Raw genomic sequence first — 25,533 nt, 5'->3', positions numbered from 1 at the left:
GAGTCCGCCATGGCTCAGGTCCTCACGGTGCCGACCCCGCCGCCACCGGTCTCGACCCGGCCGGTGCCGCCACGGGGACGTCGTCGGCGGGCGCGGGAAACCCTGACGGCATATGCCTTTGTGGCCCCGAGCCTGTTCGGCGTCGTCGCGTTCCTTTTGCTGCCAGTACTGATCGTCGCCGGGCTGAGCCTGTTCGACTGGAAGCTGCTGGCCGAGCCGGAGTTCGTCGGGCTGGCCAACTACGAGCGGCTCTTCGCCGACGGCGGGATCGGCCACTCGCTGCTGGTGACCATCGCCTACGTGGTCCTGACCATCCCGGTGCAGACGGTGCTGGCCCTGTTGCTCGCGCTGCTGCTCAACCAGCGAGTGCGCGGCGTGAAGATCTTTCGCGCGATGTTCGTCCTGCCCTGGATGGCGACGCCGGTGGTGATGGGCCTGGTGTGGGGCTGGATCTTCGATCCGGCCAACGGCGCGGTCAACTCCTTCCTGGAGATCTTCGGGATCGGCGGACCGAGCTGGCTGTCCTCGGCCGGCCTCGCGCTGCCCTCGGTAGCGGCGACGCAGGTGTGGCAGTTCGCGGGCTACAACATGCTGTTCTTCCTCGCCGGGTTGCAGTCCATCCCGAAGGACTTCTACGAGGCGGCCACGCTGGACGGGGCGTCGCCGGTCCGGCAGTTCTTCGCGATCACACTGCCGCTGTTGCGCCCGACGCTGTTCTTTGTCCTTGTCACCAACGTGATCGGCTCGTTCCAGGTCTTCGACACCGTTTTCGTGATGACCAACGGCGGTCCTGGCAACAGCACCGAGGTCATCAACTACACGATCTACCAGACCGCGTTCCGGCAGTTCGATTTCGGCTACGCCTCCGCCATCGCGATGGTGCTGTTCCTGATCATCCTCGCGGTCACCATGGCGCAGGTCCGGTACTTCAACCGCACCACGACCTACGACCTGACCTGAGAGGGGCCGACCGTGACCACGACCACCCGGCGACGGCGGCCATCCCGCCGCGCCGCCCTCTACGCGACGCTGATCATCGGGGCGGCCATGTCGGTCTTCCCGTACTGGCTGATCGTCTCGACCGCGTTGAAACCGCGCGGTGAGCTCTTCGAGGCGGCACCGTGGGCGCCGCCGTCCTCGCCGACGCTGGAGAACCTCGGCACGCTGCTGAGCTCGGACTTCGCGCAATCCATCCTCAACACCTTCATCTTCGTCACCATCCTCACCGTGGGGCAGCTGATCTTCACCACACTGGCGGCGTACGCGTTCGCGCGCTTGGACTTCCGGGGCCGCAACTCGCTGTTCTGGCTGTACCTGGCCACCCTTATGGTGCCCAACGTGGTGACCCTGATCCCGCTGTTCCTGATCATGCGTGAGCTGGACCTGGTGAACAGCTGGTACGGGCTCGTCGCGCCGTACGTCTTCGGCACGCCGTACGGGATTTTCCTGATGCGCCAGTTCTTCCGCAGCATCCCGCGCGAGATCGAGGAGGCCGCGCGGGTGGACGGCGCGGGGCACCTGACCATCCTGTGGCGGATCATCCTGCCGCTGAGCAGGCCGATCCTGGCCACGCTGGCGATCGTCACGGTGATCTCGTCCTGGAACAACTTCCTGTGGCCGCTGATCATCACCAGCAGCGAGGACACCCGCGTGGTCACCGTCGCGATCGCCGCCCTGCGCTCGGAGATCGGCATCGACTACACCCGGATGATGGCAGGCAGCCTGCTCACGCTGCTGCCGATGCTGCTCGTCTTCGTCTTCTTCCAGCGCTACATCGTCCGGTCGGTCGCACTGACCGGACTCAAGTGACACAAAGGAGTGTCCCCATGAAACTCTCGGCTTTCCGGCGGAAGATGCTCAGCGCGCTGACAGTCGGCGCACTGGTCGGGCTGGTCGCCGCCTGCGGCGGCAGCGGCGACAGCAACGGCAAGACGACACTGACCTACCGAATCTGGGACGAGCAGCAGCAGAAGGGCTACGAGAAGGTCTTCGAGGCGTTCAAGGCCCAGTACCCCGACATCGACGTCAAGATCGAGCTTCAGCCCTACGACCAGTACTGGACCAAGCTCGTCACCGAGATGGTCTCCGGCACCGCGCCCGACGTGTTCTGGATGACGCCCGCGAACTTCCCCGAACTGGCAACGCAGGGCGCGTTGATGGACGTCTCCGCCGCCCTGGAGCAGTCCGGCCTCGCCAAGGACAAGTACCACCCCAACGTGGTGGATTCCTTTACCTACAAGGGAAAGATGTACGCCGTCCCCAAGGACTGGGGCGTACCGGGGATGCTCTACAACAAACAGGTCTTCGCCGAGGCCGGCGTCGTGATGCCCACCGAGCCGCTGACCTGGGCGCCCGACGGATCCGGGACGTTCCTGCCGCTGATGCAGAAGCTCACCGTCGACGTGAACGGCAAGCACCCCAATGAAGCCGGCTTCGATCCGGCCAAGGTCAAGCGGTGGGGCTTCGCCTCCTGGAACCACTCGGGCACCCAGTGGCTGAACTGGATCCCGAGCAACGGCGGCACGACGATCACCAAGCCCTACGGCACGTTCAACTTCAACGAGCCCGCTTCGGTCGAGGCGTTGCAATGGGGCGTCGACCTGATCAAGAAGTGGCACGTGTCCCCGCCCGCCGAGCAGACCAACCCGCCCGCGGGCCGGGCGACCGAGATGTTCCAGCGCGGCGAGGTCGCGGTCTTCCCGGCCAACAACGCGCTGCTGCCCTTCGTCGCCCCCAACTCGACCTTCCCGATCGGCACCACATCGCTTCCCGCGGGCAAGGCGGGCCGCGTCGTGATCATCAACGGCCTCGGCGAGGCGGTCTACTCCCGCACCGAGCATCCCGACCAGGCCAAGCAGCTCGTGTCGTTCCTGGCCACCCCGCAGGCGCAGGCGATCATGGCCGAGGGCGGCTATGTCTTCCCTGCCATCAACGACCTCGCCCCGCGCTACGTCGAGCACTGGAAGGCCAAGGGCATCGACACCCAGCCGTTCCTGGACGAGGCGCGCGGCAAGACGGTGAACTTCCCGATCGTGTCCGGCTTCGCCGCGGCGGAACCCAAAATCAACCAGATCTTCAACGACATGTACCTCGGATCGGTCAATGTCCCCGACGCGGCGGGGGAGGCTGTCAAACAGGGCAACGCCCTGCTCAAACCCGAGAAGTAAGGAGGTCTGCCATGTCCGCATCACCCAAGAGATGGCGAGCGGCGGCGATCGCCACCGCCGCGTCGCTGGCCGTCTCACTGGCACCGGCCGCGACGGCCGAGCCCGCGCCCGGGGTGCCCGTGCAGCTGCTGTCGATCACCGACCTGCACGGCTACTTCGGCGAGTACACCACGACCGTGCCCGGCTCGCGTGCCGGTGAGCCCGCGAAAACCGTCGGTGGCGGGGCGTATCTCGCCTCGCACCTCGACCGGCTGCGCGCACCGGAGAACTCCGTACTGTTCTCCGCGGGCGACGACTTCTCCGGCTGGCCGTCGGAGACCGCGTGGTTCTGGAACGAGCCGACGATCGAGTACATGAACAAGATCGGCGTCGAGTTCTCCACCGTGGGCAACCACGAGATCGACCGGAAACCGGCCTACCTCGAGCATATGATGGAGGGCACCTGTCAGGGCCGCCCCGACCGCGACCTCTGCTTCACCGACTCGACCGGGAAACGCTTCCAGGGCGCGGACTTCGACTACTACTCCGCGAACGTGATCAACGAGGCCACCGGACGGCCGCTGGTCAAGCCGTACCACGTGCGGCAGGTCGACGACGGTCGCGGTGGGACGCTCCCGGTGGGATTCATCCACGCCACGACCACCCACACGCCGGAAGAGCAGCTCTCCTACTGGCCGAGCGAACTGAAGTTCCTGCCCGAGGCGGAGACGATCAACCGCTACGCCGAGGAGCTGCGCGGTCGGGGCGTCCAGGCCATCGTCGCCGTTGTGCACGAAGGGTTCTCGCAAGCGAACGGGGCGGGGTACAACGACTGCACCGCACCGTTCGGCCCGCTCGCCGACATGAACAAGCAGATCAGCCCGGCGGTGGACGCCATCGTCGGCGGGCACTGGCACGCGCTGGTGAACTGCATGCTGCCCGACCCGGCCGGCAATCCCCGCCCGGTGGTGGATGCGGCGAACCACGGCAGGCTGATCAACGAGATCAACCTGGAGCTGGACCCGGCGACCGGCGATGTCCGCCGAGACCGGACGAAGTCGGTCAGCCACGCCAACACCCGTGATGTCGCACCGGATCCCGAGGTGCAGCGGATGGCGAAGTACTGGAAGGACCGGCTCCCGGCGCGGGGTAACCAGCAGGTCGCCACAGTCGCCGGCGATCTCACCCGCACCTCCGGCACCGACGAGGAGTCCACGCTCGGCAACACCACCGCCGATGCGTTCCTCTGGGCGGCCAACAGGGACGGACAGGCCGACCTCGCGGTCGCGATGCCGGGAATCTTGTTGCGCGACATACCTTTCGCTCCCAATCCAGCCAATCCCGCGGACGCACCGGGACGGGTGCTGTTCTCCGAGCTGGTCTTCGGCACAGTTTACGAGAACGGCATCGGCCCGGCCGTCGTGCGCGGGACGGTGACCGGCAAGAAACTCGACGAGCTGATCGAGAGCCAATGGCAGCGAGGGGCCGACGGTGTCGTGACGTATCGGCACATGGCCGTTTCCGGCAACGTTTCCTATACCTACGACCCCGACGCCCCGCTCGGGCAGCACGTCGACATCAAGAAGATCCGGATCAACGGGAAGCCGGTGAAGGCCGACCGCGAGTACCGGATCGCGACTCTGGCCAACAACTTCTTCGCCCGCAACGCCACACCCGGGTTCACGGCGCTTTTTGAAGCCAGGAACCAGGATCGGAGCATCTACTCCGGTGCGGACGCGCTTTGGAAGTACCTGGAGGCGAGGTCGCCGGTCCGGCCGCCGAAGCTCGACCGGGTCCGGCCCGCACCGGGAAACCGGCCTGCGTAGTCACCTGAACCGGGACGGAGGGGTTGGCACGTGTTCGCTCATCGAGTCGAACTTGCGGACATAGGTCAGTCCCTCCGGGATCTCGATGCTGGTCGTCGAGGTCCAGCCACGGGCCAGGGTGGGCCAGTCGGGCACGTCGGGGTGGAAGTGCGGCCGGAACGGCTCGTAGCCGTCGATGAAGGCGGCCGGTTCCGACCTCGCCTGCCACCGGATGTCCGCCGACAACCGCAGCCGGTCGCTGAGGTTGGGGCGGGCCCCGTGCACGGTGAGGCTGGTGAACATGAGCACGTCCCCCTGGCCGAAGTGGGTGCTGCGCCAGTCGTCCACGCCACTGCCCGTCACCTGCGCGGTGACCCCGCCGGGGCCTTCCGCCCGGGACACACCGAGCACGCCAAGCTTGTGCGACCCGGCGAGGACCTCGAGCCCGCCTGCGTCGGAGGGACAGTCGGCGAGGGGGATCCACATGGTCAGGGTGTCGACCGCGCCCTGGATGAGGCGGTAGTCCTGGTGAGCGGGTGTGGGTGTGGCCCGCGGCGTCGGCGCCGTGATGCGGGCGATGTGCATCGGGTGGCAGAAGACCTCCTCGCCGAGCAGCCGCTGAGCCAGGCCGCGCAGCTCCTCCCGTTCGCTGAGCTCGTGGAAGGACTGCGTCGCCTGCACGGCGGAGTACATGCCGAAGAAGGTGGACTTGCCCTCCTCGACCGCCCGGTCGGACGCCCGCAGCTCGTGCGGCTCGGTGCCGGAGGCCAGCCACCTGCTGTCGTGGAGCACGGCCGCGATGTCGGCGCGAATACCGGTGACGTAGTCGCTGGGCAGCAGGCGGGGGAAGTAGAGGTAGCCGTCCTCGGACATGCGCTCCCGTAGCGCCGCGACGTCGTCGGCGATGTCGCTGGAATCGATCAACTGCTTCATGTTCTGCCTCCGCGGTGGGGTCTCGACGTATTCGACTGTAGGAAGGGCGGGGCATCGCGGACATGGCTGAACCTGCCGGGAAGATGACAGATCCTGCTGTGACGCCCTCGCCTCCGGCCGGGTTGCTCGTCGTCGGCGAGAGCACCTTCACCAAGCGCCTTGAGGCGATCCGGCCGACCGGCTCACCGAGCTGGCTGCTCATGTGGACAACGCGGGGGCGCGGCGTCGTGCACCACGGGGACACGGCTCTGACCACCAGCGCGGGGCGGCTCGTGCTGATCGAACCCGGCGTGCGGCACACCTATGGAGTCGCACCCGACGCCGCGGAATGGTCGCTGCTGTGGGCACATTTCCGCGCACCACAAGGAAACTGGCTCGGGGCGAGTCGCCATCTGACGCCGGCGGCGAGTGGCGCCGCGGAGGCCATCGACGCCGCCTTCGACCGGCTCCGGCGTTACGCCCGGCTCACCGGTGATCACATCCCGCCGTCGCCGGTCCACCTCCCGGCCTTCGCCACCCGCCCCGAACAGCAGGCCCTCGCCATGTGCGTGCTCGAGGAGATCGTGCGCCTGGCCGACCTCGCCGGCGCTCCCGCCGCGCCGCCGGGCCCTGACCCGCGCATCGCCCGCGTGCGGCAGCTCATTGCCGAGACACCGGAGGCGCCGCACACCCTGAACTCGCTCGCCGCCACCGCCGGGCTGTCACCGTCGCACTTCAGCCACCTCTACGTGAGGGCCACCGGCCACAGCCCCATGCAGGAGGTGCGCACCCGCCGCTTGCACCGCGCGGCTCGGCTGCTGACCGGCACGGGAATGTCCGTCGCCGCGGTCGCCGGCACCGTCGGCTACGTCGACCAGTTCCACTTCAGCCGCGCGTTCCGCCGCGAGTTCGGCCTGCCGCCGAGCAGCTACCGGCACAACGGCGAGGTTCCCGGCTGGGACTGACGTGTGCGGAATCAGTGCGGGCGTCCCCAACACCGACCCCGTCAGGCAGGAGACCACTAGGGGACTCATGGACCAGCCGCTCGGCGAGGCATTGCGGAGCTATCGCATCGCGTTGATGCTGACCCAGGAAGTGCTTGGTGAGCAAGCATTGTCGAGCGGGTGGGCGCGCTGAAGCACGGAGCCGGCGGTTCCCGCGCCGCGAGAGCGTGAACCGGCCCGCTGACGCGTTGCACCTCACCGGTGCCGAGCCGCCACTCACGACCCCTTGCGAAACCGTACGTAGATAGACAACCCACAGCCGCCTGACCTGCCACCGACGACCACCCTGGCCGATCAAGTCCGGACAGTGCCGAGTCCGGCAAGGCGTAATCGGCGGCGCACCGTCTCACGGGGCTGGCCGGGCGCCTTCGACGTGGCCATCACGGCAGTCCGGGAGGCTCGTGGCGTTCGACGGCGTTCCACAGGATGGCGATGGGTGCCTGGTCCGATTTCTCTCGCCCGGCGAACTCGTCGAGGAGCGCGTCGACCCTGCTGTTCAGCTCCGCTTGGTCGCGGGCATCCAGCCGCAGAACCGCCCGGCGGGTGTGCTGGGGGACTGAAGGGTCGTTCTCGCTGATCTCCGCCCGGTGTGCGTCCAGGATGGCGAGGTCGACTTTGGCCGTGAGGTGACGGTCGCTCCCCGGCTCGAGGTTGAGACGCCAGGTTTTCTTGGTCGCCCGGTAGGGATGTTCCCAGGCACCTTTAGGTCCTCGCCGTGGCTCCTCGGCCACGACAAATCCCGTTGAAGTCAGTATCCGCAGCCTGCGCAGCAGTGTGGCCGGTGCGACGTCGAGGCGTTCGGCGAGTTGCTGGTTGGTCCATGCCCTGTCCAGGCACAACCGCAGGATGCGCCAGCTCAGCGGGTGGGAGAGCGCACGCAGTTCTTCCGGCGTCGCGGCTGGGGGCTCGATCTGTCCGGCCATTGACAGGACTGTAATCGGTTCCCATACTCAAAATCAATTTCACTCGATGAAATCGATGGGAGTCGACGTGGACTCGGTCAGGGAATACGTGCGGCGGCACCGGCTGCGGCACGAACAGGAACTCGCGGACTGGATCGCGGTGCCCAGCGTGAGCGCCACGGGCGAGGGCATGGAACAGGCCACGCCGTACGCGCGGGAGTTGCTGGAACGCAGCGGGCTCAGCTCACGGGTAGTGGAGACCGGCGGCTGGCCGCTGGTCGTCGGGCACGTGGCGGGTCCGGCGGACACCCCGCATGTGGTGATCTACGGGCACTACGACGTCCAGCCGGCGGGACCGCTGGAGGAATGGCACAGCCCGCCGTTCGAGGCGATTGTCCGCGAGGGCCGGATGTACGGGCGCGGCACCGGCGACAACAAAGGTCAACACCTCGCTCAGCTCCTCGCTCTCCGGGCACTGCGCGACATCCATGGGGGACCGCCGTGCTCGGTGACCGTGGTGCTCGACGGCGAGGAGGAGATCGGCAGCCCGCATCTGACCGGCACCCTGGTGGCGATGCGGGAGGACTTGGCCGCCGATCTCGCGGTGTGGAGCGACGGTCCGGTGCATGACAGTTACGAGCCGACGGTCGCGCTCGGCGTGCGTGGCGTCGTGGCCTTCGAGATCACCGTGCGTGGCGCGAACAGCGCGCTGCATTCGGGAAACTGGGGCAATGTCGCGCCGAATCCCGCCTGGGAGCTGATCTGGCTGCTGTCGACCATGCGCGGACCCGACGGCCAGGTGACCGTCGACGGTTACGACGCGGGCGTGACGCCCTTGACCGACGCCGAACTCGACGCGGTGCGGGCACTGCCGATCGACCCGGCCGCGATGCTGGCGGAAGCCGGGCTGGACCGGATGGACACCGGTCGCGGCCAGGACGTCAACGAACGACTCGCGATGCCAACATTCAGCATCAACTCGTTGACCTGCATGGACAACGACGAGCACCGCACGGTCATCCCGTCGGTCGCGGTCGCCCGGTGCGATATGCGGCTGGCCTGTGGCCAGCGGGTGGAGACGGTCATCGACGCTGTCCGCGCACACGTCGGCAAGCACCTGCCGCACGCCGAGCTGCGGTTCGGGGCGACCATGGAGGCGTCCCGAACCTTGCCGGACGCGCCTTATGCCGACCTCGTGCTGCGTGGGGTGACCGAGGCACACGGGAAGCAGGCTTTGGCGGTCCCGGCGATGGGCGGCAGCCTGCCGATCGCGGCGCTCACCGATGGGCTGGCCCTGCCCTGCTACGGCATCGCGCTGGCGAATGTCGACGAGCGTAACCACGCGCCGAACGAGAACCTCGAACTCCATCGGTTCCACCAGGGCATCGTGACCGCGGCCAGTGTCCTCTCCAGCATCGGCCGACGATGAACGCGACAGTGCGCCTCGTCGCGGCGGCCTCGACCGGGAACATGCTGGAATGGCTGAGCTTCACCGCCTACGCACTGGTCGCCGACGTCATCGCGCGGCAGTTCTTTCCTTCGGCCGATCCGGTGACCTCGTTGATGTTGGCACTGGGTACGGCGGTGGCCGCCTACCTGGCCCGGCCGATCGGCGCGGTGGTGCTCGGTGTCTACGCCGACCGGGCCGGACGGCTGGCGGCCTTGACCGTGGCGATCCGGCTGATGACCCTCGGCTCGTTCCTGATCGTGATCCTGCCCGACTACGGGACGATCGGCGTGCTCGCGCCGATCGGGATGCTCCTCGCGCTGGTGCTCCAAGGATTCTCCGCCGGCGGTGAGTTCGGCTCCGCCACCGCACTGCTCGTCGAGAGTCACGCCGGGCGGCGTGGCTTCATGGGGAGCTGGCAAACCGCCAGCCAGGCGTTCGCGGTCCTGCTCGCGACCGGCTTGCTCGCGACCACGAGTGGGTTCCTGAGCCCGGCGCAGTTCGACGCGTGGGGATGGCGGATCCCGTTCGCGGTCGCCCTGCTCCTCGGCCCGGCCGGCTACTTCATCCGTACCCGGCTGCGCGACTCGCCGGAGTTCATCGCCGCACGCGCCAAGCCGGACTCCGGGCCGCCGCGCCCACTGGTGCACCTCATGCGGCACCACAAGACACGGGTGCTGCTGGTCATGGGCATGATCGCGGTCTCGACGGGGTTCTCCTACCTGATCACCTACATGCCGACGTTCGCCATCCGGCACCTCGGCATGTCCCCGTCGACGAGTTTCACCGCGACCTTCGTGACCGGTGTCGTCCTCACCGTGCTCACACCCGTAGCCGGTCACCTCTCCGACAGGATCGGGAGGGCCCGGATGCTCACCGCGGCCGCCGCCGTGATCGCGCTCATCAGCCTTCCGCTGTTCCTGCTCATCCGCGCCGCACCGGCGATGGTCACCCTGGTGACGGCCTTGGCGCTGATGGGCCTGGTCAAAGCTTGGTACGCCGGGCCGCTGCCCGCGGCCATGGCCGAAATGTTCCCTGTCAGCGGCAGGGGAACGGGGCTGTCGATCAGCTACAACCTCGGCGTCATCCTCTTCGGCGGCGTCACCCCGCTGGCCATCACCCTGCTGATCGCGGTCACTGGATCCACCCTCGCGCCCAGCTACTGGATCACCGCGCTCGCCCTGCTCAGCGGTATCTGCGTGGTGCTCGCCCGCCGATACCGGCAATCCGCTCCGTCGTCCAGTCTTGAGGGAGCCGAAGGGGGCCTTCGCCGCGTCTGACGTGGCGAAGGGAGCTTTCACCGCATATCACGCGGTGAAAGCGGTCGCGGTCGGCGGTGGGTGTCCGAGGGGGGAATCGAACATGTTCGTTGCATCCCTGCACAGGATGCGTATTCATGCGACGGACCATAGCTCCGCCTAACGATGAAGCGCCAGCGTGTTGTCTGGGTCCGCGTCCCGGGGCGGCTCCAGCAGGATGCACATTGGTGAAATGGCGCGCCTGACCTGCGGATACCGACTCCAGCAGCAACTCCAGCAGTTTTGCGCAGTCCTGAGACAGCCTCACGGTCTCCAGGTGGCCTCCCCGTCCTCGTCTCGCCAGGCCCGGTGGAGGAGTTTGGGCCGCACCGGGTCGAACGCCAGCTGGAGTACTTCGCACGTTGCCGGAAGATAGGACAGCGGTTCATCGCCGTCGTCCTCCTGCGGCGGGTAGACCGCGGCCAGCAGGTCCTCGATGGCCGTTCTCGCCGGTTCATGCGCGCAGCCTTGATGGCGAGCATGCCCACCAGCCGGGCGATACGTTCCGCGCGTGTGGTCTCGGGCGGCAGCTCCCTCACGCCGGTTCCCGTCGGACGGGAGAGCGAGAGCCATCGCTGGTCGGCGCTCATGAGCACGTGTCGCAGGATCGTCAGGTCGTTGGTGACGTCAGGCCTGATTTCGGTGCCCGCCAGCTCGGTCAGCCTGCGCCCGGCCAGCCCATCCGCGACGACAGCGAACACGGGGGCGGAGCCGCGAGCCATGGCAGCCCGCAGTGCCTGGTCGTAGATCTCCGCGAATCGGCGACGCGGAGCACACACCCAGCAGGTCATCTAGGGCGCGGTACGCCGTCACCGCTTGCTCGAATAGTTCGGCTGGCCGCGGCCTGGACTCGCGGCACAGGCGAAGGCGTCCGTGGCGATCGCGCGGACGGATTCTGGCCAAATAAGGTGCCTCGGCCCGTGGTGCGGGCCAGTTTACCGGCGCGGGCCCACGGTTGTAGTGATCGTCCGGTCACTACCTCTCGACACCGCGTCGGCTCGGAGGGCAGCCACGTATTCCTCGATTTCTGCTCGCTCCGGCAGGTTCGCGTCGGTGGCGATGACCAGCGCGCGTTGCCAGTAGGACAGAGCCTCGGCAGGGTCGCCCTGTTTCACGGAGATCCTGCCGAGCCCCTGGTATGACTGGGCGGCTTTGTAGGTCTGCCCGCTTTCCCTGATGAGCCGCAGCGCGTGCCGAAAACACTCAGCCGCAGATTCGAGATCGCGTGACTCTTCGTGGATCTCCCCGAGGACGTTCATTGCCTGACTCTCGACGTCCCGGTCGCGGATAGTGCGCGCGATCACAAGGGATTCGCGACCCCGTTCCAGTGCTTCGTTGGTGTCACCGTTGCGGCGCAGGCAATCCGCGAGAATGTACAGGCTCCGCGCTTCGGCTTCCTTCGCGCCGATCCGCCGGGTGAGTGCGAGCGCATCCAGAAGGTGTCTCCGCGCCACTGCGAGCTTACCGATCAAGGTGTATGTCCACCCGACATTGAGCAGACCCATCGCCTCGGCATAGTGGTTGTCCTGGCCGGAGATCATGCCGAGCGCGTGCAGGTGGTATTCCGCAGCCTCGTCGTACCGGCCGGTCTTGGTGAGCGCCACACCGAGATTTGCCAGCACCGACGCCCGGTCGAACGGAGCCGCGGCCTCATCGAGCGCATCGAGTGCCGTTCGCAGGGTCGCGATCGCCTCGTCGTACCGGCCGAGCCGGATGTATATGGTGCCGACATGTCGAAGCGTGCTCGCTTCGCCGTCCGAGTCACCGAGTTCCCTGGCGATGGCGAGCGCCTCCCGCAGCCCGCGCTCGGCTTCCTCGTAGCGGCCGATGCCGAGCAGGGCGACGCCGAGGTTGCACCGCAGTGTCGCCTCAGCGGCCCGGTGCCCGCCCTCTCGCGCGGCGTCCAGTCCATGCGCGTAGATGTCCAGCGCGTCGTCGAGATACCCATTCCGCAGCAACAACGGGCCTACTGTCAGCGGTAGGAGGCGAGCTTGGTTGAGTAAACCGGCGGCGAGTGCGCCGCCGGCGATCGCAACCAGGTTCCGATGTTCCGCGGCGAGCAGACTTTTCGCTTGCCCTAATACCTTCTCCGCCGAGGTGGCCAGTTCGACATAGTGAGTGGTGAGTCGCTCGATCGCGGATCGCCGCTCGGCCTGCGACTCCTCTTCCTCTGCCACTTCCTGTGCATGCTGACGAACCAGGTCGTGAAAGTGGTATCGGCCGGGTTTGTGCTGGGTCAGTAGATGCACGTCGAGTAACTCCTCCAGTAGTGCCTCCACATCCTGGGAAGGTGCGTTCAACAGCGTCGCTGCGGCGCCGGAGTCGAAATCTGACCCAGGATGGAGCCCGAGCAACCGGTAGAGTCGTCGCTGGTGATCGGTGAGGTGCCGATAGGAGACGGTGAACGCGGCCCGCACGCTCTGGTCTGCCGTGGACAGTTCGGCGAGTCGTCTTCGTTCGTTGGCCAGCCTGCTCGAAAGATATTCAATAGTCCACATCGGACGGTGGCGCAGCCGGGACGCGGCGATCCGGATGGCGAGCGGCAGACGGCCACACTGGGCTACGACGATGCGGAGCTGATCCGGCTCGTGGTCGACTCGGTCCTGCCCGGCGATTCTGCGGAACAGTTCGATCGCCTCGTTCTCCGGCATCGGCTCGAGCGGAACCGGTGTCGATCCCTCCAAAGTGGACAGCCGACGTCTGCTGGTGATGATCGCCTGCGCACCTGGTGAGCCGGGAAGCAGGGCACGCACCTGTGCGGCGTTCGCGGCGTTGTCCAGCACGATGATCATCCGACGGCCCGCCAGCTCGGAGCGCCACCTGGCGACCTTCGATTCCACGTCGTGTGGCACCTGTTCGGGTGGCAGGCCGATGCTGCGCAGCAACAGATCCAGCGCCGCACCGATCTCCAGGGGATGTTCACCGGGGGTGTAGCCGTGTAGGTCGACGAATAGCTGTCCGTCGGGATACCGGTCGGCCAAATGGTGCGCGACACGGACGGCGACGGTGGTCTTGCCGACGCCGGCCATGCCGTCGACGGCGGTGATGACGAGCGCGGTGTCGTCGGCCGATCCCTCCGCCGCGAGCAGTCGATCGATCTCTGCGCTCCGGCCGGTGAAGTCCGCGATGTCGTGCGGCAGTACGCACGGCCGGATCGCGTCGAAGTAGGGAGCCGGTCGGCGGTGGGCCGTCGACGGGGCTGGCGGCTCCAGCCCCGGATCGCCGCGCAACATCCGCTGATGCAGGTCACGCAGTTCCGGTCCCGGGTCGACTCCGAGTTCGTTGGCCAGCCTTGCCCGAGTGCGTTCGTAGAGGGCCAATGCCTCCGACTGCCTGCGGCAGCGATAAAGCGCCAGGATCAGCTGGTAGTTGAATCTCTCACGGAGCGGATTCGCCGTGGTCAGTTCGGTGAGTTCGGAGATCAGCGTGTCTGCTTCTCCGCAATCCAGCCGGAGATCGACCAGCAGTTCCCTGGCTTCCAGCCGCTGCTCGTTCAGCCGGGCGGCAGCCGCGTCGATGAATCGCCCGCCGAGGCCGGCCAGTGCTGGACCTCGCCAAAGACCCAGCGCTGCCTGAAGCTGGGCGATGGCCGCTATTCGCTCGCCCTGTGATGATGCTTTGCGAGCCTCTGTGTGTGCATATGCGAATCGGTGTGCGTCGACACGATCCTTCGCGATGTCCACGCGATAGTGTGCGCCGTCCGTGACTACCAGTGACCGGGCCGGGCCAAGATGCTTGCGCAGGGCCGCGATGGCGTTGTGTACCTGTCGCCGCGCGGTGTCTGGCGGAGCGTCCTCCCAGAGCACGTCGATCAGGTTCGAGGTGGTGAGTACACCTCCGCCGGCGAGCAACAGTGCGGCGAGCAACTTGTCTTGTCTGCCACCGCCAAGATGGCACCGCTCGCCCTCGAGGACCACCTCGAGCGGCCCCAGCAATCGGAACTCGGCGACACCCGCCTGCGCGTTATCCCCCATGCACCCCAGTATTCAATACCGAGCATGGCTTGCGAGTCTGGTCCGGCGCTATTAGGCCGACCGGGTGCACTGCCGCAGGCCCCGGGGCCCACGGCAGTACCGTCCCCGAACCTCAGCAGTGATTCAACCAGCACATCGAGGCCAGGTTGGCCGTTTCACTCGCGGAACCCGCGGACATCACCGCAGGAACCGCGAGGGCTCCGATGACCGCAAGCGCGGCGAAGAATGCTCTCAATCGTGCGATTCGCATGACCGGTACCTCCCAGATCGTGTCATTGACGAACCACCGCATCCTGGAACAGGCCGCTATCGAACCGATATCGGAGCTACCTCGGCCGAAGGCCCGTTCCAGTACCGGCCACGCCAGAACACCAGCGGCGACACCTCGTCGCGCAGATCGCCGAGCGCCCGCACGCCGGCAACGACCAGCACGTGATCGCCCGCGGGTACCAACGAGTCCACCACGCAGTCGAAATAGGCCACACTGGCCGAGAGCACGGGTGAACCAGTGCACAGAGCGGGCTGCCAAGTGATCCCGGCCAGTGACCGCTCGTCTCGGAGGCGGTCCGGGCTGGCGAACCGCCGCGAGTCGGGTTGTTGCGCGTCGGACAGCACGCTGATCGCGAACCCGGTACCGGGGGCGACATCGGCCAGCCATCGGCTGCCCGCGCGCACTGACACCAGAACCAGGGGCGGTTCGAGCGATACCGGGAGAAATGAGTTCGCGGTCATCACGCGGGGTTCGCCGCGGACGATCGTGCAGAGCACCGTCACGCCGGTGACGAAATACCCGGCGATTTGACGAAACCGTTCGGGCTCGACTGGTGCGGGGCGCGCGGACGCGTGTGCTCGCCCGCTCACCCGGCGCCGTCCAGCCATCGCAGGAGTGCGGGAAAGACCCGGCGTGCGCCGGCGTCGGTGCGCACCCCGTGTCCTTCGCCGGCTAGCACCACGACCTCGGAGCCCGACGCGAGCCGATCCGCGTGTCGGGTCACCGCCTCGACCGGGATGCGCTGGTCGCTTCGCCCGTGTGCGACGAAGTGTGGTACCGCGGCCGGAGGGCGGTTTGGCGCGAACTGGGTGCCAGGTGCGCCGAGGAATGCGGCGACGCCGGGGTGTACCGCTCCGTCGAGGTCGGTCGTCGCGAAGAACCCGCCGAGCAGGAAGACCGCCTTGATCGCGGCGGACTCGGCCGCGGTGCGGGCGGCGAGGTAGCCACCGTAGCTGCGACCGCCGAGCACGACTGGGCCGATGGCGAACCGGCGGACGACCGCGAGTACATCCGCGACATCGTCGTCACCGTAGCGAACCGGGCGCGGCGGACGCAGCGACGGATCGAGTACGCCGCTGCCGCGCAGGTTCGGCAGCACGACCCGCCAGCCGGCGAGGACCAGTGAGTCGGCGAACGGAGACCACGTCGCCACGTTCATCCCGTTCGGTCCGCCGTGCATGAGCACAATGGTGCCCCGCGGCGGCTGGTCCGGCTCGTACCACAGGCAAGGCAGGCGACACGCGGGCCCGTCGATCACGACCGCCCGCGCGGGCGTAGGTATCTGACACGAGCCGGGGGCAACGGACAGGCGCGCTGCCTGGCAGATCCGGTCCACCGCCACGAGTTCGAGCCGCCTCGGCTGCTCGGTGGAGGTCCAGCAGAGGCCGATCACGTCGCCAACTCGACGGACACCGGATACAACGAGGTCCGCACCTTCCAGCGCCGCCCTCACCGCTCCCGTCGTCACGTCCCAGCGGAAGAGCTGCCGGGACGGCCAGTGCTCCCTGGTCACGAGCAACTCGTCACGGCTGAGCCAAGGACCCAGTTCGACCACGTTGTCGAGGCGCGCCGGAGTTCGGCCGTCCTCATGACAGAGCACCACGCGGCTCCACCCATTCTTGCTGAGCACCGCGACTCTGCCGGGAAGGTCGGGATTGCGCCGGAAGGTCCGTGCCTCCGGCGCGGCCCGAAGCGGCGTGCCGTCGGTCGGCACCCGGAGCAGCCTGCCCGATTCACCGGCCGGATCGTCGAAGACCTCACAGGTCAGGTCGGAATCCGTCCATTGCGGACGCCGATACCAGCAACTTCCGCTGGTTAGCTGCCGCCAGCCGGTGGTTTCCGGTACCGCGAGATGTCGCCCCGACCACGCGTCGGTGCTCACCACTGGTCTGCCGCGGGCGTCCAGCGCGAACGCCGGTTCGAAGCCGTCGAGCTGAGCCTTGGCGAAAGGGCGGGGTAGACCACGCACGATATCTGGTGCGCGATCCGGAAGCGGGGGGACCTGCAGGAACATCGACAGGCCCGGTCAGACGTTCGCCAGGTATTCGGGCGGCTGCTTCGCTTCGAGCACGGCGGCCAGCGACCGGTCGCCGACCCGCAGAAGCACCTGGTCACCGGGTCGCCGGTCGTCTATCCACTCGTCGAAGTCCTCCATGCTGTCGAAGACGACCTGGTCCGCGGAACGGATCACGTCCCCCGGCCGGACCCCGGCGAGGTCGGCAGGGGAGCCGGAGCGCACCTTGGAAACCAGGATCCCGTCGCCTTCGGTGACCCCGACCGGCACCACGCCGAGTACCGCGCGATGGCCGATCTGGTAGTTGTTCGCCCTGCCGTCGAGGTGATCGGCGAGCAATTCGAGGTGGTGTTCCCAGCCGTGTTCCCAGCCGTCCCGTTCGAAACGGCCGATTCGGTCGTCCGGGAACCCGGCGTGGGTCAGCCGCAGCGCCGTGTGTCCGTTGTCTGTTCTGGTCAGCAGCAGGGTGACCCTACTGTCCACTTGGGACTGTGCGAGCCGTAGCAGGAGAGTGAGTCGCTCCGGCCGTTGCAGGGCGGTGATTCGGCCGACGTCCGCGGACGGCATGGTCGGCCCGGCGTCGTAGAACCAGCAGAACGCCGCACCCTGCCGCTCGGGCATGACGAACCCGGCCACCCCGAGCCATCCACGTGCCGCCTCGCCGTCGAATATCTTGTCCCACACTCGGTCCGGCGTGTGGTGGAGGACTACGTCGTGGCTCACCGGGGCGATAGTGGTGGTTTCGTTTGCAGTCATGGCGCCCTTCCTTCTTCGTCTGGTTGGCTGGTGATCCGCGCGGCGGTCACCGTGAAGGTGGCGAACAAGGCGAGCGCTGCGAAGATCCCGGCCGCCAGGAACATCGCGGCACGCAGCCCTGCGGAGGCGGCGAGCAGTCCGCCGGCCGCCGCGCCGATCGGGATGGCGCCGTAGGTGACCAGCCGGTGCACGCCGTTGACTCGGCCGAGCATCTCGTCCGGTGTCTGTGACTGCCGCAGCGATACCTGCACCACATTCCGGACGGTCACCGCGAAGCCGGTGAGTACCACGATCGCGAACGGCATCCAGGTCGCGGTCGCGAATCCCAGCAGCAGGCTGCCGCCACAGCTGATGAGCAGGGTCAGCCGGATGGTCGGCGCGGTGCCGAGAAGCCGGTCGATGCGCGGAGCGGCGAGCCCGCCCGCGAACGCGCCGACCGAGCCGCTGGCCAGCAGAAGGCTGAATCCGACCGGACCGATGCCGAAGAACTGTCCAACGAACAGGACCAGAATCGACGACTGCGCGAAGTTCGCCAGGTTGCCGCCGCCTGAGAGCACGGTCAGCGAACGCAGCAGCGGATGCCCGAGCAGCCAGCGCAAGCCCTCCGCCAGGCTCGCCCTGACGGTGCCGAAGGACATCGCGCGGGGATTGGGCACCCGATAATCGCCACGCATGCGGCGCAGCAGGGCCGCGCTCACCAGATAGCTCAACGCGTCACCGACCAGCGGGAACACCCGGTGCCAGCCGAAAAGCAGACCACCGAGCGGCGGTCCGAGAAAGTCGAGGGTCAGCGTCTGGCTGGTCATCAGCCGCGAGTTCGCGGCGCGGATCCGATCAGGATCGCGGCCTGTCATCTTCGGCAGCACCGCGACACTGGTGCTGTCGAACAGGATTCCGGCGCAAGTCAACAGGAAGGCGGCCACCATCAGCAGCGGGATGGTGACCACTCCCGCCAGCACCGTGACCGCGAGTGCCGCGGTCAGCGCGGCTCGCACGACGTCGCAGATCCACATGACCCGCACCCGATTCCACGAGTCGGCAAGTGCGCCCGCCGGGAGTGCGAACAGCACCCACGGAAGCCAGCGCACGGCCACTACCGCGGCGACCACTTTCGGATCACTGGACAACGTCGCCGCCAGCAGCGGCAGTACCACCGCGGACATGCCATCGCCCGCGTACGAGATCGTGGAGGCTCCCCACAGGTAGCGAAAGTCCGGTGCGCCTTGGATGAACAATCGGGCCATTAGCCGGCCGCCTGCTTGCCTTTCGGTACTGGTCATGACGTCGCTCCGGCGGACAGCCGTTCGGCGGCGCTGATCGAGACCGGATCGAGGTCGAGACAGAGCCGATAGGCGCGGCGGGCCGCCTCGGGACGGCGGAGCCGTTGGAGGCACAGCCCGGCTCGGAACGCACCGACCGCGCCGCGGATCGTGCCGGAGTCAGCGGCTGCGAGGAACGCCACCAGCGCCTGGTCCCAGCGTTCACGGCCGGCGAGGTAGCTACCAGCGGTGAAGCGCAGATCAGGGTCGTACGCGTCGACCCGCGTCGCAGACTCGACAATCCCGGCCGGAGCCGAGTCGCGTCCGGTGATCGTGTCCAGCTTCAGGAACGCCTCGATCACCAACGCGCGGTTCTCCCGCTGGTAATGCCTGGTGAACCGATCGTGGGCAAGGTCGGCGAGCCGGTCGTCGTGGTCAAGCGCGCTCCGCATCTCCTCTGCGCTGCGGCCATGGTCACCGCCGCGCGCGGCGATCAACGCGGCGACCCGGTGCCGCCTGCTGCGGAGGAGGTGCCAGAGCCAGTCCGGCCCGATGCCCAGCTGGGTGCTTTCCTGGTCCGCACGGTAAATCCAGCTGATCGCCGTGCTGTGATCGCGGTGCGCCCGTGTCAGTGCAGAAGCGAGCTGAATCGCCGAGGAGACACGCAGCGAGGGGTGGTCGGCGTGCTCGGTGAGCCAATCGAAGACCCGCAGCGGCGCTTTGCTCTTCCGGTCGAGCAACCGACCGGACCGGGCAACCTCGAACGCGAGCTGCTGGCCAGTGGGGTCGCCTGCCCGCACGGTGACCCGAGGCACCAGTTCGGCGACCGTGTCATGGAAGCCGAGCTGTGTGAGCAGCTGGACGAGCAGCACCTGGCGGTTCGGATCCTGTTGAGGCCAGTTCCGCACGCCAACGGCCAGCATCTGCCAGTGGGAGCCAGCCAGCGCGGGTGGCAGTGAGTCCGGTGCAGGGCACAAGTGGTCGTCCGAACGGGACTGTCGGACGAGCTGCTCGCGGGTTCCCGCGGGTGAGATGATGCTGAACCAGTTCGGTACCGCGCTTTCCGTCCTCCCGGAAAGCATGGCGGCGAGCAGCGGAGCGTGCCGGGCGCGCACCGGGCTATCCATCGAATCTCTCAACTCGAACCATGGGGCCCAACGGCGGTGCAACGTCGCCGTGTCCAGGACGGCCGGGGGCGGGAAAACGATGTCGCGAATCGGAATGGTCGAGTTCCTTCGATATTGAACGCGCTCCATTTCACGCCCCCTTCGGGTGCTGCCGTCAGCTGACGGGTGTCCACATCGAATTCCGGGTCGGCGACCACAACCGTGTCCGCCGACCCGGAATCTGCGACTACCGATCATTGCGCCGGTGCATCGACCGACGCCGGAGGATCAGTACTCCTTCTCCCCGAGGACGTCGAAGTCCGTCTGCTCGATGTCCAGCTCAAAGGTGTTCTCCATGGGTAGCACCTCCTTCGGTTCGCCGGGTGGGATTCCCGTTTCGGGAACAACTGCAATATTGCGGGACCGCGGTCTATTCCAGGTCTATCGGACGGCATATCCGGTGGCGACCGCCTTCGGCACGCCGCCGAAGGCGGATAGCGACAGTTCTGTGGAATCCAGTCGCGGTGCTTGCCGCAAGATGTCCCGATGCAATTCGCGGAGCTCGGCACAGGGCGAAAGGCCGAGTTCGGCATCAAGGAGAGCGCGGATCCGGGTGAACGCCGCCAACGCCTCAGCCTGTCGGCCGCTCCGGTAGAGGCCGAGCATCAGCAGTCCATGCAGGCTTTCGATCAGCGGATGATCAGCGAGGATCTGACGAAGCCCCGCGACTGCCGGCGCAGCCGCTCCGGTGGCGATCCTGGCCCTGGCGAGTGCCTGCTGGGCGACGAGCCACAGTTCGGTCAGCCAGGTCGACTGGGCCTCGGCGTGCCAGATTTCCAAATCGGCGAACGGAAGGCCACGCCACAGTCGGCAGGCACTTTCGAGACCGGCCAAAGCGGCGGAGGGTTCCCCCCGATTCAGCGCGCCCGCGCCCGCCAGTACCCCATCCTCGAACAGAAGCATGTCAACTTCTTCGCGGCCGAGGTTGATCCGGTAACCGCCGCGACAGGTCTCGATCACCTCGCGGCCTTCGGCCTGGGAGGTGATCGTACGCAACTGCCAGACATAGGTTTTGAGACTGCCTGCCGCGGACTTCGGCGGTCGCTCGCCCCAGATCGTGTCGATCAGCTCATCGGTTCGAACCCAGTTTCCGTTGTCCACCAGCAGGGTGGCCAACAACGCCTGCTTCTTCTTCGACGAGATAACCAAGGGATTCCCGTTCGTGGGAACAAGATCAATCCTGCCAAGGACGCGGAACAGCATCTGGACCCCCACCGGATAGTCGCACCGTGATCGGCCGAACGCTAGATTCGGTCGCCATCAAAGTGGTATCGACGGCACGATCTTGCTGGTCAGCTACCAGGGACGGTTCCCGCTGTGGTCTGGCGGCGGGCTCGGATCGAGTCCGGGCACCAACGCCGACCAGGAGAAGCAGCCGCCACGAATGTCTCTCGAAAGGCTCGAGCCTGCGGCGTCTGGAACGTCGAAGTCGACGGCCTGGAGGAAGTTCGACACGTGCGGGTGCCATCCGGTCCACCGGGGACCGGCCGCGTACGCCGGATACCCGCGGCGTGTAGTCCATGCCCACCGCTGGAACTCGACTCGGTCTCGGTTCGCTGGATGCTGCAGGAACGACCTCAGCGGACTGGCCAGCACTCGGAAGGCCTCGCCATGGGACGCGTCCCCAGGGGGCCACCCGATCGACAGCAGGTCAGGATCCCGACGTGGTTGATCGCTGCGTACAGCGCAGGTCAAGGAGGTGGGCGGGCTGAGATGGCTGATGCGGGCGTGTTTCACCGGGCGCGAGTGGCGCGTCGAGACAAGCGACGTGGTGCGGGAGGCAGGCGACTACGACCTAGTTTGCTACGAAGTCCACGTCGTTGGTGAACGAGTAGTCGGCGCTCCGGACAGCTACCCAGACCTGGCGTCTTCGGCAAGTTCTGCTGGGAAAGGTCTGGTGCTCTCGTCTCACACGGAAATCCGTCACACGAGATCGATAGCTGAACCTGCTGTGGTCGCAGAGCCGACGCCGCTGTGGAGATCATCGGTCAGATCTGCGAAGTCGTGGTCTCGGTCGTTGGTCTGTTTGGGCGGTGCTCGGTCGTCTTTCGTCATGGCTCAGGATGGGCACGTTGCGTGGGGCGGAGTTTGTGCAGGCTGTGGCTGCTCGTCGCCGTGGTTCGCCGCTAGGTTCTGGTGGGTCCGGTAGAGGGTGTGAGGTTTGCTTTCTATGGGCGGATGTCGACGAGTGAGTTCCAGGATGCTCGGACGTCGCGTGCCTGGCAGCGCTCGGTGTCGGAGGAGTTGGTCGAAGGCGTTGGTGAGGTTGTTGTCGAGTTCTTCGATGAAGGCCGGTCGCGGCGATGGTCGTGGTGGGAGCGGCCGGCGGCGTCGGCGCTGCTGGCTGCTGCCGAGAGCCGGGATCGTGAGTTTGATGCTGTGGTGGTGGGGGAGTATGAGCGGGCGTTTTATGGTGATCAGTTCCGGGACGTGGTCGCTCGGCTGAATGCCGTGGATGTGCAGGTGTGGTTGCCCGAGGCTGGGGGTCCGGTGGAGCTGGACAGTCCGGTTCACCTGGCGTTGATGACGTTGCTGGGTGCGCAAGCGCAGCGCGAGGTGGCGCGGGCTCGTCATCGGGTTTGGCGGCGATGAGTACCCAGGCACGGCTACAGGGTCGCTTTCTGGGTGGGCGCCCACCGTATGGGCATCGGTTGGCCGATGGCGGGCGCCATCCGAACGTCATTCATGCGCGGTGGGGCCGGCGGCTGCATGTGCTGGAGCCGAATCCGGGTACCGCGCCATGGGTGCGGTGGATGTTCGCCGAGCGGGCTCGAGGCCGGTCGGTCGCGTCGCTGGTGCGCGAGCTGAACGACCGGGGCGTTCCCTGTCCATCGAGCGCTGATCCGACGCGGAACTCCCACCGGCCGGGAGCGGAATGGATCGCGCGGACAGTCGGAATGATCTTGGAGAATCCGCGGTACACCGGACGCCAGGTGTGGAACCGTCAGACCACGAAAGGCCACGGTGCCGATGGACGCCGTGGCGGGCGAGGTTCGGGGGCCGTGCGCCGGAACACGGTGGGGGAGTGGGAGATATCCGAGCACCTGGCCCACGCCCCTTTGGTCGACGATGCCACGTTCGTCGCTGTTCAGCGGATACGTGCCGACCGGCGGACCAAAGACGGCAGCACGCGCAAATATGCGCTGGCAGGGTTGGTGGCCTGCAGGGTATGTGGTCGTCGGATGGACGCGCATTGGGTGCATTGGGTGCATGGGCGTGCGGGGGTATCGGTGCCGTCACGGCTACACCACTGCCACACCGCGGCCGGCTCATGCACCTCGCAACGTCTATGTCCGAGAAGATCACCTTCTGGAGACATTGGCCGGTCTGCTTCCCCAGGGTGGACAGGCCGACGATCACAGATCGGGCGATGTCGGCGAAGACCTTCGTCGTCAAGGTCTGGAGCTGGTCTGCGGTCATGAAAGCCGAGAACTCCAGCCAGCCGCGGCGCACAAGGTTGTCAGCCTGCCAGTCTCGTCCGGCCAGATGACTCTTGCGTTCGAAGGGCAGCCTCACCCCGGCGATGTTTGGCCTGGGTTATGTCGTACTCGACTTCGCCTTGCTCCGCGCCGGATACCGCGTCGTCGTTGGCCCCGGCAGAGATGAACGCTCGCACGAAGGAGAGCCCAGCGGCAGACATGGTTGCCCGCGAGGCGGTGTTGACGGCCATGGTCTGGGCGAAGATGCGATTGAGCCCCAGGTCAGTGAAGCCGTAGCGGATGAGTTCTTTCGCCCCCTCGCTGGCATACCCGCAGCGCCACCGGCGACGTAACAGCCGGTAGCCTAGGTCGGCCTCCCCTGCGATGTTGGGCTGGTCCGGCCCATGCGGCGGCTGCAGAATCCACCAACCGACGAAGCCATCCTCGGCGAATCCGACCCAGAAGCCCAGGCCGGGCACCTTACGCGCGGCAGCACGCCGACGGTGATGTGCACGCTCGACCTCGGCACGGGTGAGGGCCCGGCCGGTGAGGTAACGCATCACCTCGGGATCGGAATCCAGCTCGATCTCCAACTCGAGGTGCTCATCAGCCAGTGGCACGAGCGTCAGCCGCCGGGTATGCAACATACGCTGGGTCACCCGCCGATCTTCGCAGCGTAGGCAAGCGAATAAGCCCACCGCAATGAGCGACAACGACAGGGACCTCTGCCTTCACACCGCTGCGGGCTCGGCATAGTCACAGGGTCGGGATAGGTCGATCTATGCCGAACTCGGCATAAATCGACGAGCTCGGCTATCTCGGTGCGCGGCTGGTGGCCCGGCTACCCCTCAGGGGTATATGACGCAACTCGCTCGCCTGTACGCCCGGGGGGTACGTTCAGACTCTTGCGGTACCTCCTGAGGTACTATCCTGGCCGCACCGGGGCCGTCCTCACGGCCACGTAGGCCCCCTCGCTGCCCCGGGGCCGTTGTTCTCAGTCGCGAGCAGCGCGAGTATCTGGCAGTGCTCGCGGAGCTGACGCCGGCACAGCGCTGCCACTACTTCCGAGTGTTCGGCGAGCCCTGTTCTCGGTATCGGAGGCTGTGCGCCAGTCTCGGCTGCCCTCCTCTTGCCGCGAACGCCCTCTTCTGCCGATGTGCGATTGCGGCGAATCGTGTGCTGCTACGGCGGCTTGGGATGTCCGCGTGGCTGGACGTGGCAGACTCGATACCCATGGATCACGCAGGTCCGGGCCATCTTTGGAAAGAGGTCTAATGGCTGACCGCACAGGCGGACAACTGGAGTTCCTGGTGCTCGGCCACTCACCCGAAGGCGCCACTGGCTGGCCGCACCCGGTGACGATCAGCGTCTACCCGCGTGGCAAGACGACACTGCTCAACTTCTCGATGGGGCCGCACATCGTCAACGTCGGCGGGCAGCGCTCCGTCACGCAGGTGTTCCTCGACGGCAAGTTGGACGAGACGTACGCCGAGGAGTTCGACGCCTGCGAGGCCCGGTGGCTGGTGCCACACCTGGCACGGCTTGCGGCGGGCGAGAAGGTCACCGACCGTGCCCTCATCAAGGCGTATGAGTCGAAGTTCGGTCACAGGCCGAGGACTGAGAGGTCCGCCGACTACACCTTCTGAGCAGCGGCTGCTCTGGGGCGCCGTCATCGGCTCCGTGGCGTGGACCGTCCGTCCGCTCGTGCCGATGTACACGTGCGAAATCTGACGATGGCCATGCCACGTCCCCGGGGGGTTAACGCCAGGGCATGTGCTGCAGGCACCAGGTATTGCCGTCGGGGTCGGCGAAGTACGCGTAGAACACTCCGCCGAGGTCCTCGACCTCGCTGATCTCGACGCCGCGTTCGACGAGTTCGGCGCGGGCCGTCTCGATGTCGGCGACCACCAGGTGCGGACCGCGCGGTGTTCCCGGAGGCATGTCGAGGGTGGGAGGCCTTTGGCGAGGGTGATCGAGCATGCCGAACCGGGTGGGGTGAGCCTGGACGATGCGGATGCCGGGCTTCGGGTTGACGTCGACGTCGAGGCGGAACCCGAGCTGGTCCTGGTAGAAGGCTTTGGCCCGGTCGATATCGGTGACCGGTACCGGCACCAGGACATCGTGCCGGTACACCCATGCCGGCGTACATGGTGACCTCGG

At 67.0% G+C, this 25,533-nt stretch carries 21 protein-coding genes; 10 read left to right on the top strand and 11 right to left on the bottom strand.

The window, feature by feature from the left end; translation table 11 throughout:
- Positions 1-9 precede the first annotated feature (9 nt).
- The 4 genes from DL991_RS32585 to DL991_RS32570 are packed head-to-tail and all read left to right on the top strand — an operon-like array spanning position 10 to position 4,972.
- Positions 10-960, top strand: coding sequence for a carbohydrate ABC transporter permease (locus tag DL991_RS32585; RefSeq protein ID WP_233599135.1), 951 nt, complete (start codon positions 10-12; stop codon positions 958-960).
- Positions 961-972: 12 nt separating this feature from the next.
- Positions 973-1,809 carry a carbohydrate ABC transporter permease gene (locus DL991_RS32580; RefSeq protein WP_125788188.1) on the top strand — a complete coding sequence of 279 codons (837 nt, stop codon included), beginning with the start codon at positions 973-975 and terminating at the stop codon, positions 1,807-1,809.
- A 17-nt stretch (positions 1,810-1,826) separates the two neighbouring features.
- Positions 1,827-3,167 carry an ABC transporter substrate-binding protein gene (locus DL991_RS32575; RefSeq protein WP_125788187.1) on the top strand — a complete coding sequence of 447 codons (1,341 nt, stop codon included), beginning with the start codon at positions 1,827-1,829 and terminating at the stop codon, positions 3,165-3,167.
- 11 nt (positions 3,168-3,178) lie between these two features.
- Positions 3,179-4,972, top strand: coding sequence for a bifunctional UDP-sugar hydrolase/5'-nucleotidase (locus tag DL991_RS32570; protein WP_125788186.1), 1,794 nt, complete (start codon positions 3,179-3,181; stop codon positions 4,970-4,972).
- On the opposite strand, the gene DL991_RS32565 is transcribed toward DL991_RS32570, so the two are convergent.
- The gene (locus DL991_RS32565) at positions 4,973-5,884 is read right to left on the bottom strand and encodes a phytanoyl-CoA dioxygenase family protein (RefSeq protein ID WP_125788185.1); all 912 of its coding nucleotides are present in this window, start codon (positions 5,882-5,884) and stop codon (positions 4,973-4,975) included.
- An 83-nt stretch (positions 5,885-5,967) separates the two neighbouring features.
- Here DL991_RS32565 and DL991_RS43900 point away from each other — a divergent pair, with 83 nt between their 5' ends.
- Positions 5,968-6,828, top strand: coding sequence for a helix-turn-helix domain-containing protein (locus DL991_RS43900; RefSeq protein WP_158634488.1), 861 nt, complete (start codon positions 5,968-5,970; stop codon positions 6,826-6,828).
- A 419-nt stretch (positions 6,829-7,247) separates the two neighbouring features.
- Here DL991_RS43900 and DL991_RS32555 read toward each other — a convergent pair whose 3' ends face one another.
- The gene (locus DL991_RS32555) at positions 7,248-7,790 is read right to left on the bottom strand and encodes a winged helix-turn-helix domain-containing protein (protein ID WP_125788183.1); all 543 of its coding nucleotides are present in this window, start codon (positions 7,788-7,790) and stop codon (positions 7,248-7,250) included.
- A 46-nt stretch (positions 7,791-7,836) separates the two neighbouring features.
- Between DL991_RS32555 and DL991_RS32550 the strand changes: the two genes are divergently transcribed.
- Positions 7,837-9,198: a M20/M25/M40 family metallo-hydrolase gene (locus DL991_RS32550; RefSeq protein WP_233599134.1), complete on the top strand. Its 1,362-nt coding sequence runs from the start codon at positions 7,837-7,839 to the stop codon at positions 9,196-9,198.
- Positions 9,195-10,496 (top strand): MFS transporter, encoded by a 1,302-nt coding sequence (locus tag DL991_RS32545; RefSeq protein ID WP_125788182.1) that lies wholly within the window; start codon positions 9,195-9,197, stop codon positions 10,494-10,496. Before DL991_RS32550 ends, DL991_RS32545 begins: the two co-directional genes overlap by 4 nt.
- 953 nt (positions 10,497-11,449) lie before the next feature.
- Here DL991_RS32545 and DL991_RS32540 read toward each other — a convergent pair.
- The 7 genes from DL991_RS32540 to DL991_RS32510 form a co-directional block, all read right to left on the bottom strand.
- Positions 11,450-14,488, bottom strand: a complete 3,039-nt coding sequence (locus tag DL991_RS32540) for a tetratricopeptide repeat protein (protein ID WP_125788181.1) — start codon at positions 14,486-14,488, stop codon at positions 11,450-11,452.
- A 306-nt stretch (positions 14,489-14,794) separates the two neighbouring features.
- A complete protein-coding gene (locus DL991_RS32535; protein ID WP_125788180.1) occupies positions 14,795-15,367 on the bottom strand; it encodes a flavin reductase family protein in 573 nt (190 codons plus the stop codon).
- The gene (locus tag DL991_RS32530) at positions 15,346-16,728 is read right to left on the bottom strand and encodes an alpha/beta hydrolase (RefSeq protein WP_158634486.1); all 1,383 of its coding nucleotides are present in this window, start codon (positions 16,726-16,728) and stop codon (positions 15,346-15,348) included. The genes DL991_RS32535 and DL991_RS32530 overlap by 22 nt, the downstream gene beginning before the upstream one ends.
- Before the next feature lie 57 nt (positions 16,729-16,785).
- Positions 16,786-17,529 (bottom strand): SRPBCC domain-containing protein, encoded by a 744-nt coding sequence (locus tag DL991_RS32525; protein WP_125788178.1) that lies wholly within the window; start codon positions 17,527-17,529, stop codon positions 16,786-16,788.
- Entirely contained in the window at positions 17,526-18,773 is a 1,248-nt protein-coding gene (locus tag DL991_RS32520) for an MFS transporter (RefSeq protein WP_158634485.1), read from the bottom strand. Before DL991_RS32520 ends, DL991_RS32525 begins: the two co-directional genes overlap by 4 nt.
- Before the next feature lie 32 nt (positions 18,774-18,805).
- Positions 18,806-19,915 (bottom strand): hypothetical protein, encoded by a 1,110-nt coding sequence (locus DL991_RS32515; protein WP_125788176.1) that lies wholly within the window; start codon positions 19,913-19,915, stop codon positions 18,806-18,808.
- A 420-nt stretch (positions 19,916-20,335) separates the two neighbouring features.
- Positions 20,336-21,157, bottom strand: coding sequence for an AfsR/SARP family transcriptional regulator (locus DL991_RS32510; protein WP_125788175.1), 822 nt, complete (start codon positions 21,155-21,157; stop codon positions 20,336-20,338).
- A gap of 975 nt (positions 21,158-22,132) precedes the next feature.
- On the opposite strand from DL991_RS32510, the gene DL991_RS32500 reads away from it, so the two are divergent.
- Positions 22,133-22,546 carry a recombinase family protein gene (locus DL991_RS32500; RefSeq protein WP_125788173.1) on the top strand — a complete coding sequence of 138 codons (414 nt, stop codon included), beginning with the start codon at positions 22,133-22,135 and terminating at the stop codon, positions 22,544-22,546.
- Positions 22,543-23,376: a recombinase family protein gene (locus DL991_RS44100; protein WP_125788172.1), complete on the top strand. Its 834-nt coding sequence runs from the start codon at positions 22,543-22,545 to the stop codon at positions 23,374-23,376. The genes DL991_RS32500 and DL991_RS44100 overlap by 4 nt, the downstream gene beginning before the upstream one ends.
- Positions 23,377-23,414: 38 nt before the next feature.
- Here the strand turns inward: DL991_RS44100 and DL991_RS32490 are convergent, their stop codons facing one another.
- Positions 23,415-24,032 (bottom strand): GNAT family N-acetyltransferase, encoded by a 618-nt coding sequence (locus DL991_RS32490; RefSeq protein WP_125788171.1) that lies wholly within the window; start codon positions 24,030-24,032, stop codon positions 23,415-23,417.
- A 615-nt stretch (positions 24,033-24,647) separates the two neighbouring features.
- Here DL991_RS32490 and DL991_RS32485 point away from each other — a divergent pair.
- Positions 24,648-25,019, top strand: coding sequence for a hypothetical protein (locus DL991_RS32485; RefSeq protein WP_125788170.1), 372 nt, complete (start codon positions 24,648-24,650; stop codon positions 25,017-25,019).
- A gap of 112 nt (positions 25,020-25,131) precedes the next feature.
- On the opposite strand, the gene DL991_RS32480 is transcribed toward DL991_RS32485, so the two are convergent.
- A complete protein-coding gene (locus tag DL991_RS32480) occupies positions 25,132-25,506 on the bottom strand; it encodes a VOC family protein (protein ID WP_158634483.1) in 375 nt (124 codons plus the stop codon).
- Positions 25,507-25,533 lie beyond the last annotated feature (27 nt).

The sequence above is a fragment of the Amycolatopsis sp. WAC 01375 genome (assembly GCF_003947325.1).
Lineage (GTDB): Bacteria > Actinomycetota > Actinomycetes > Mycobacteriales > Pseudonocardiaceae > Amycolatopsis.
The sequence above is the reverse complement of the archived record's forward strand: the minus strand, read 5'-3'. Positions and strand labels throughout refer to the sequence as shown.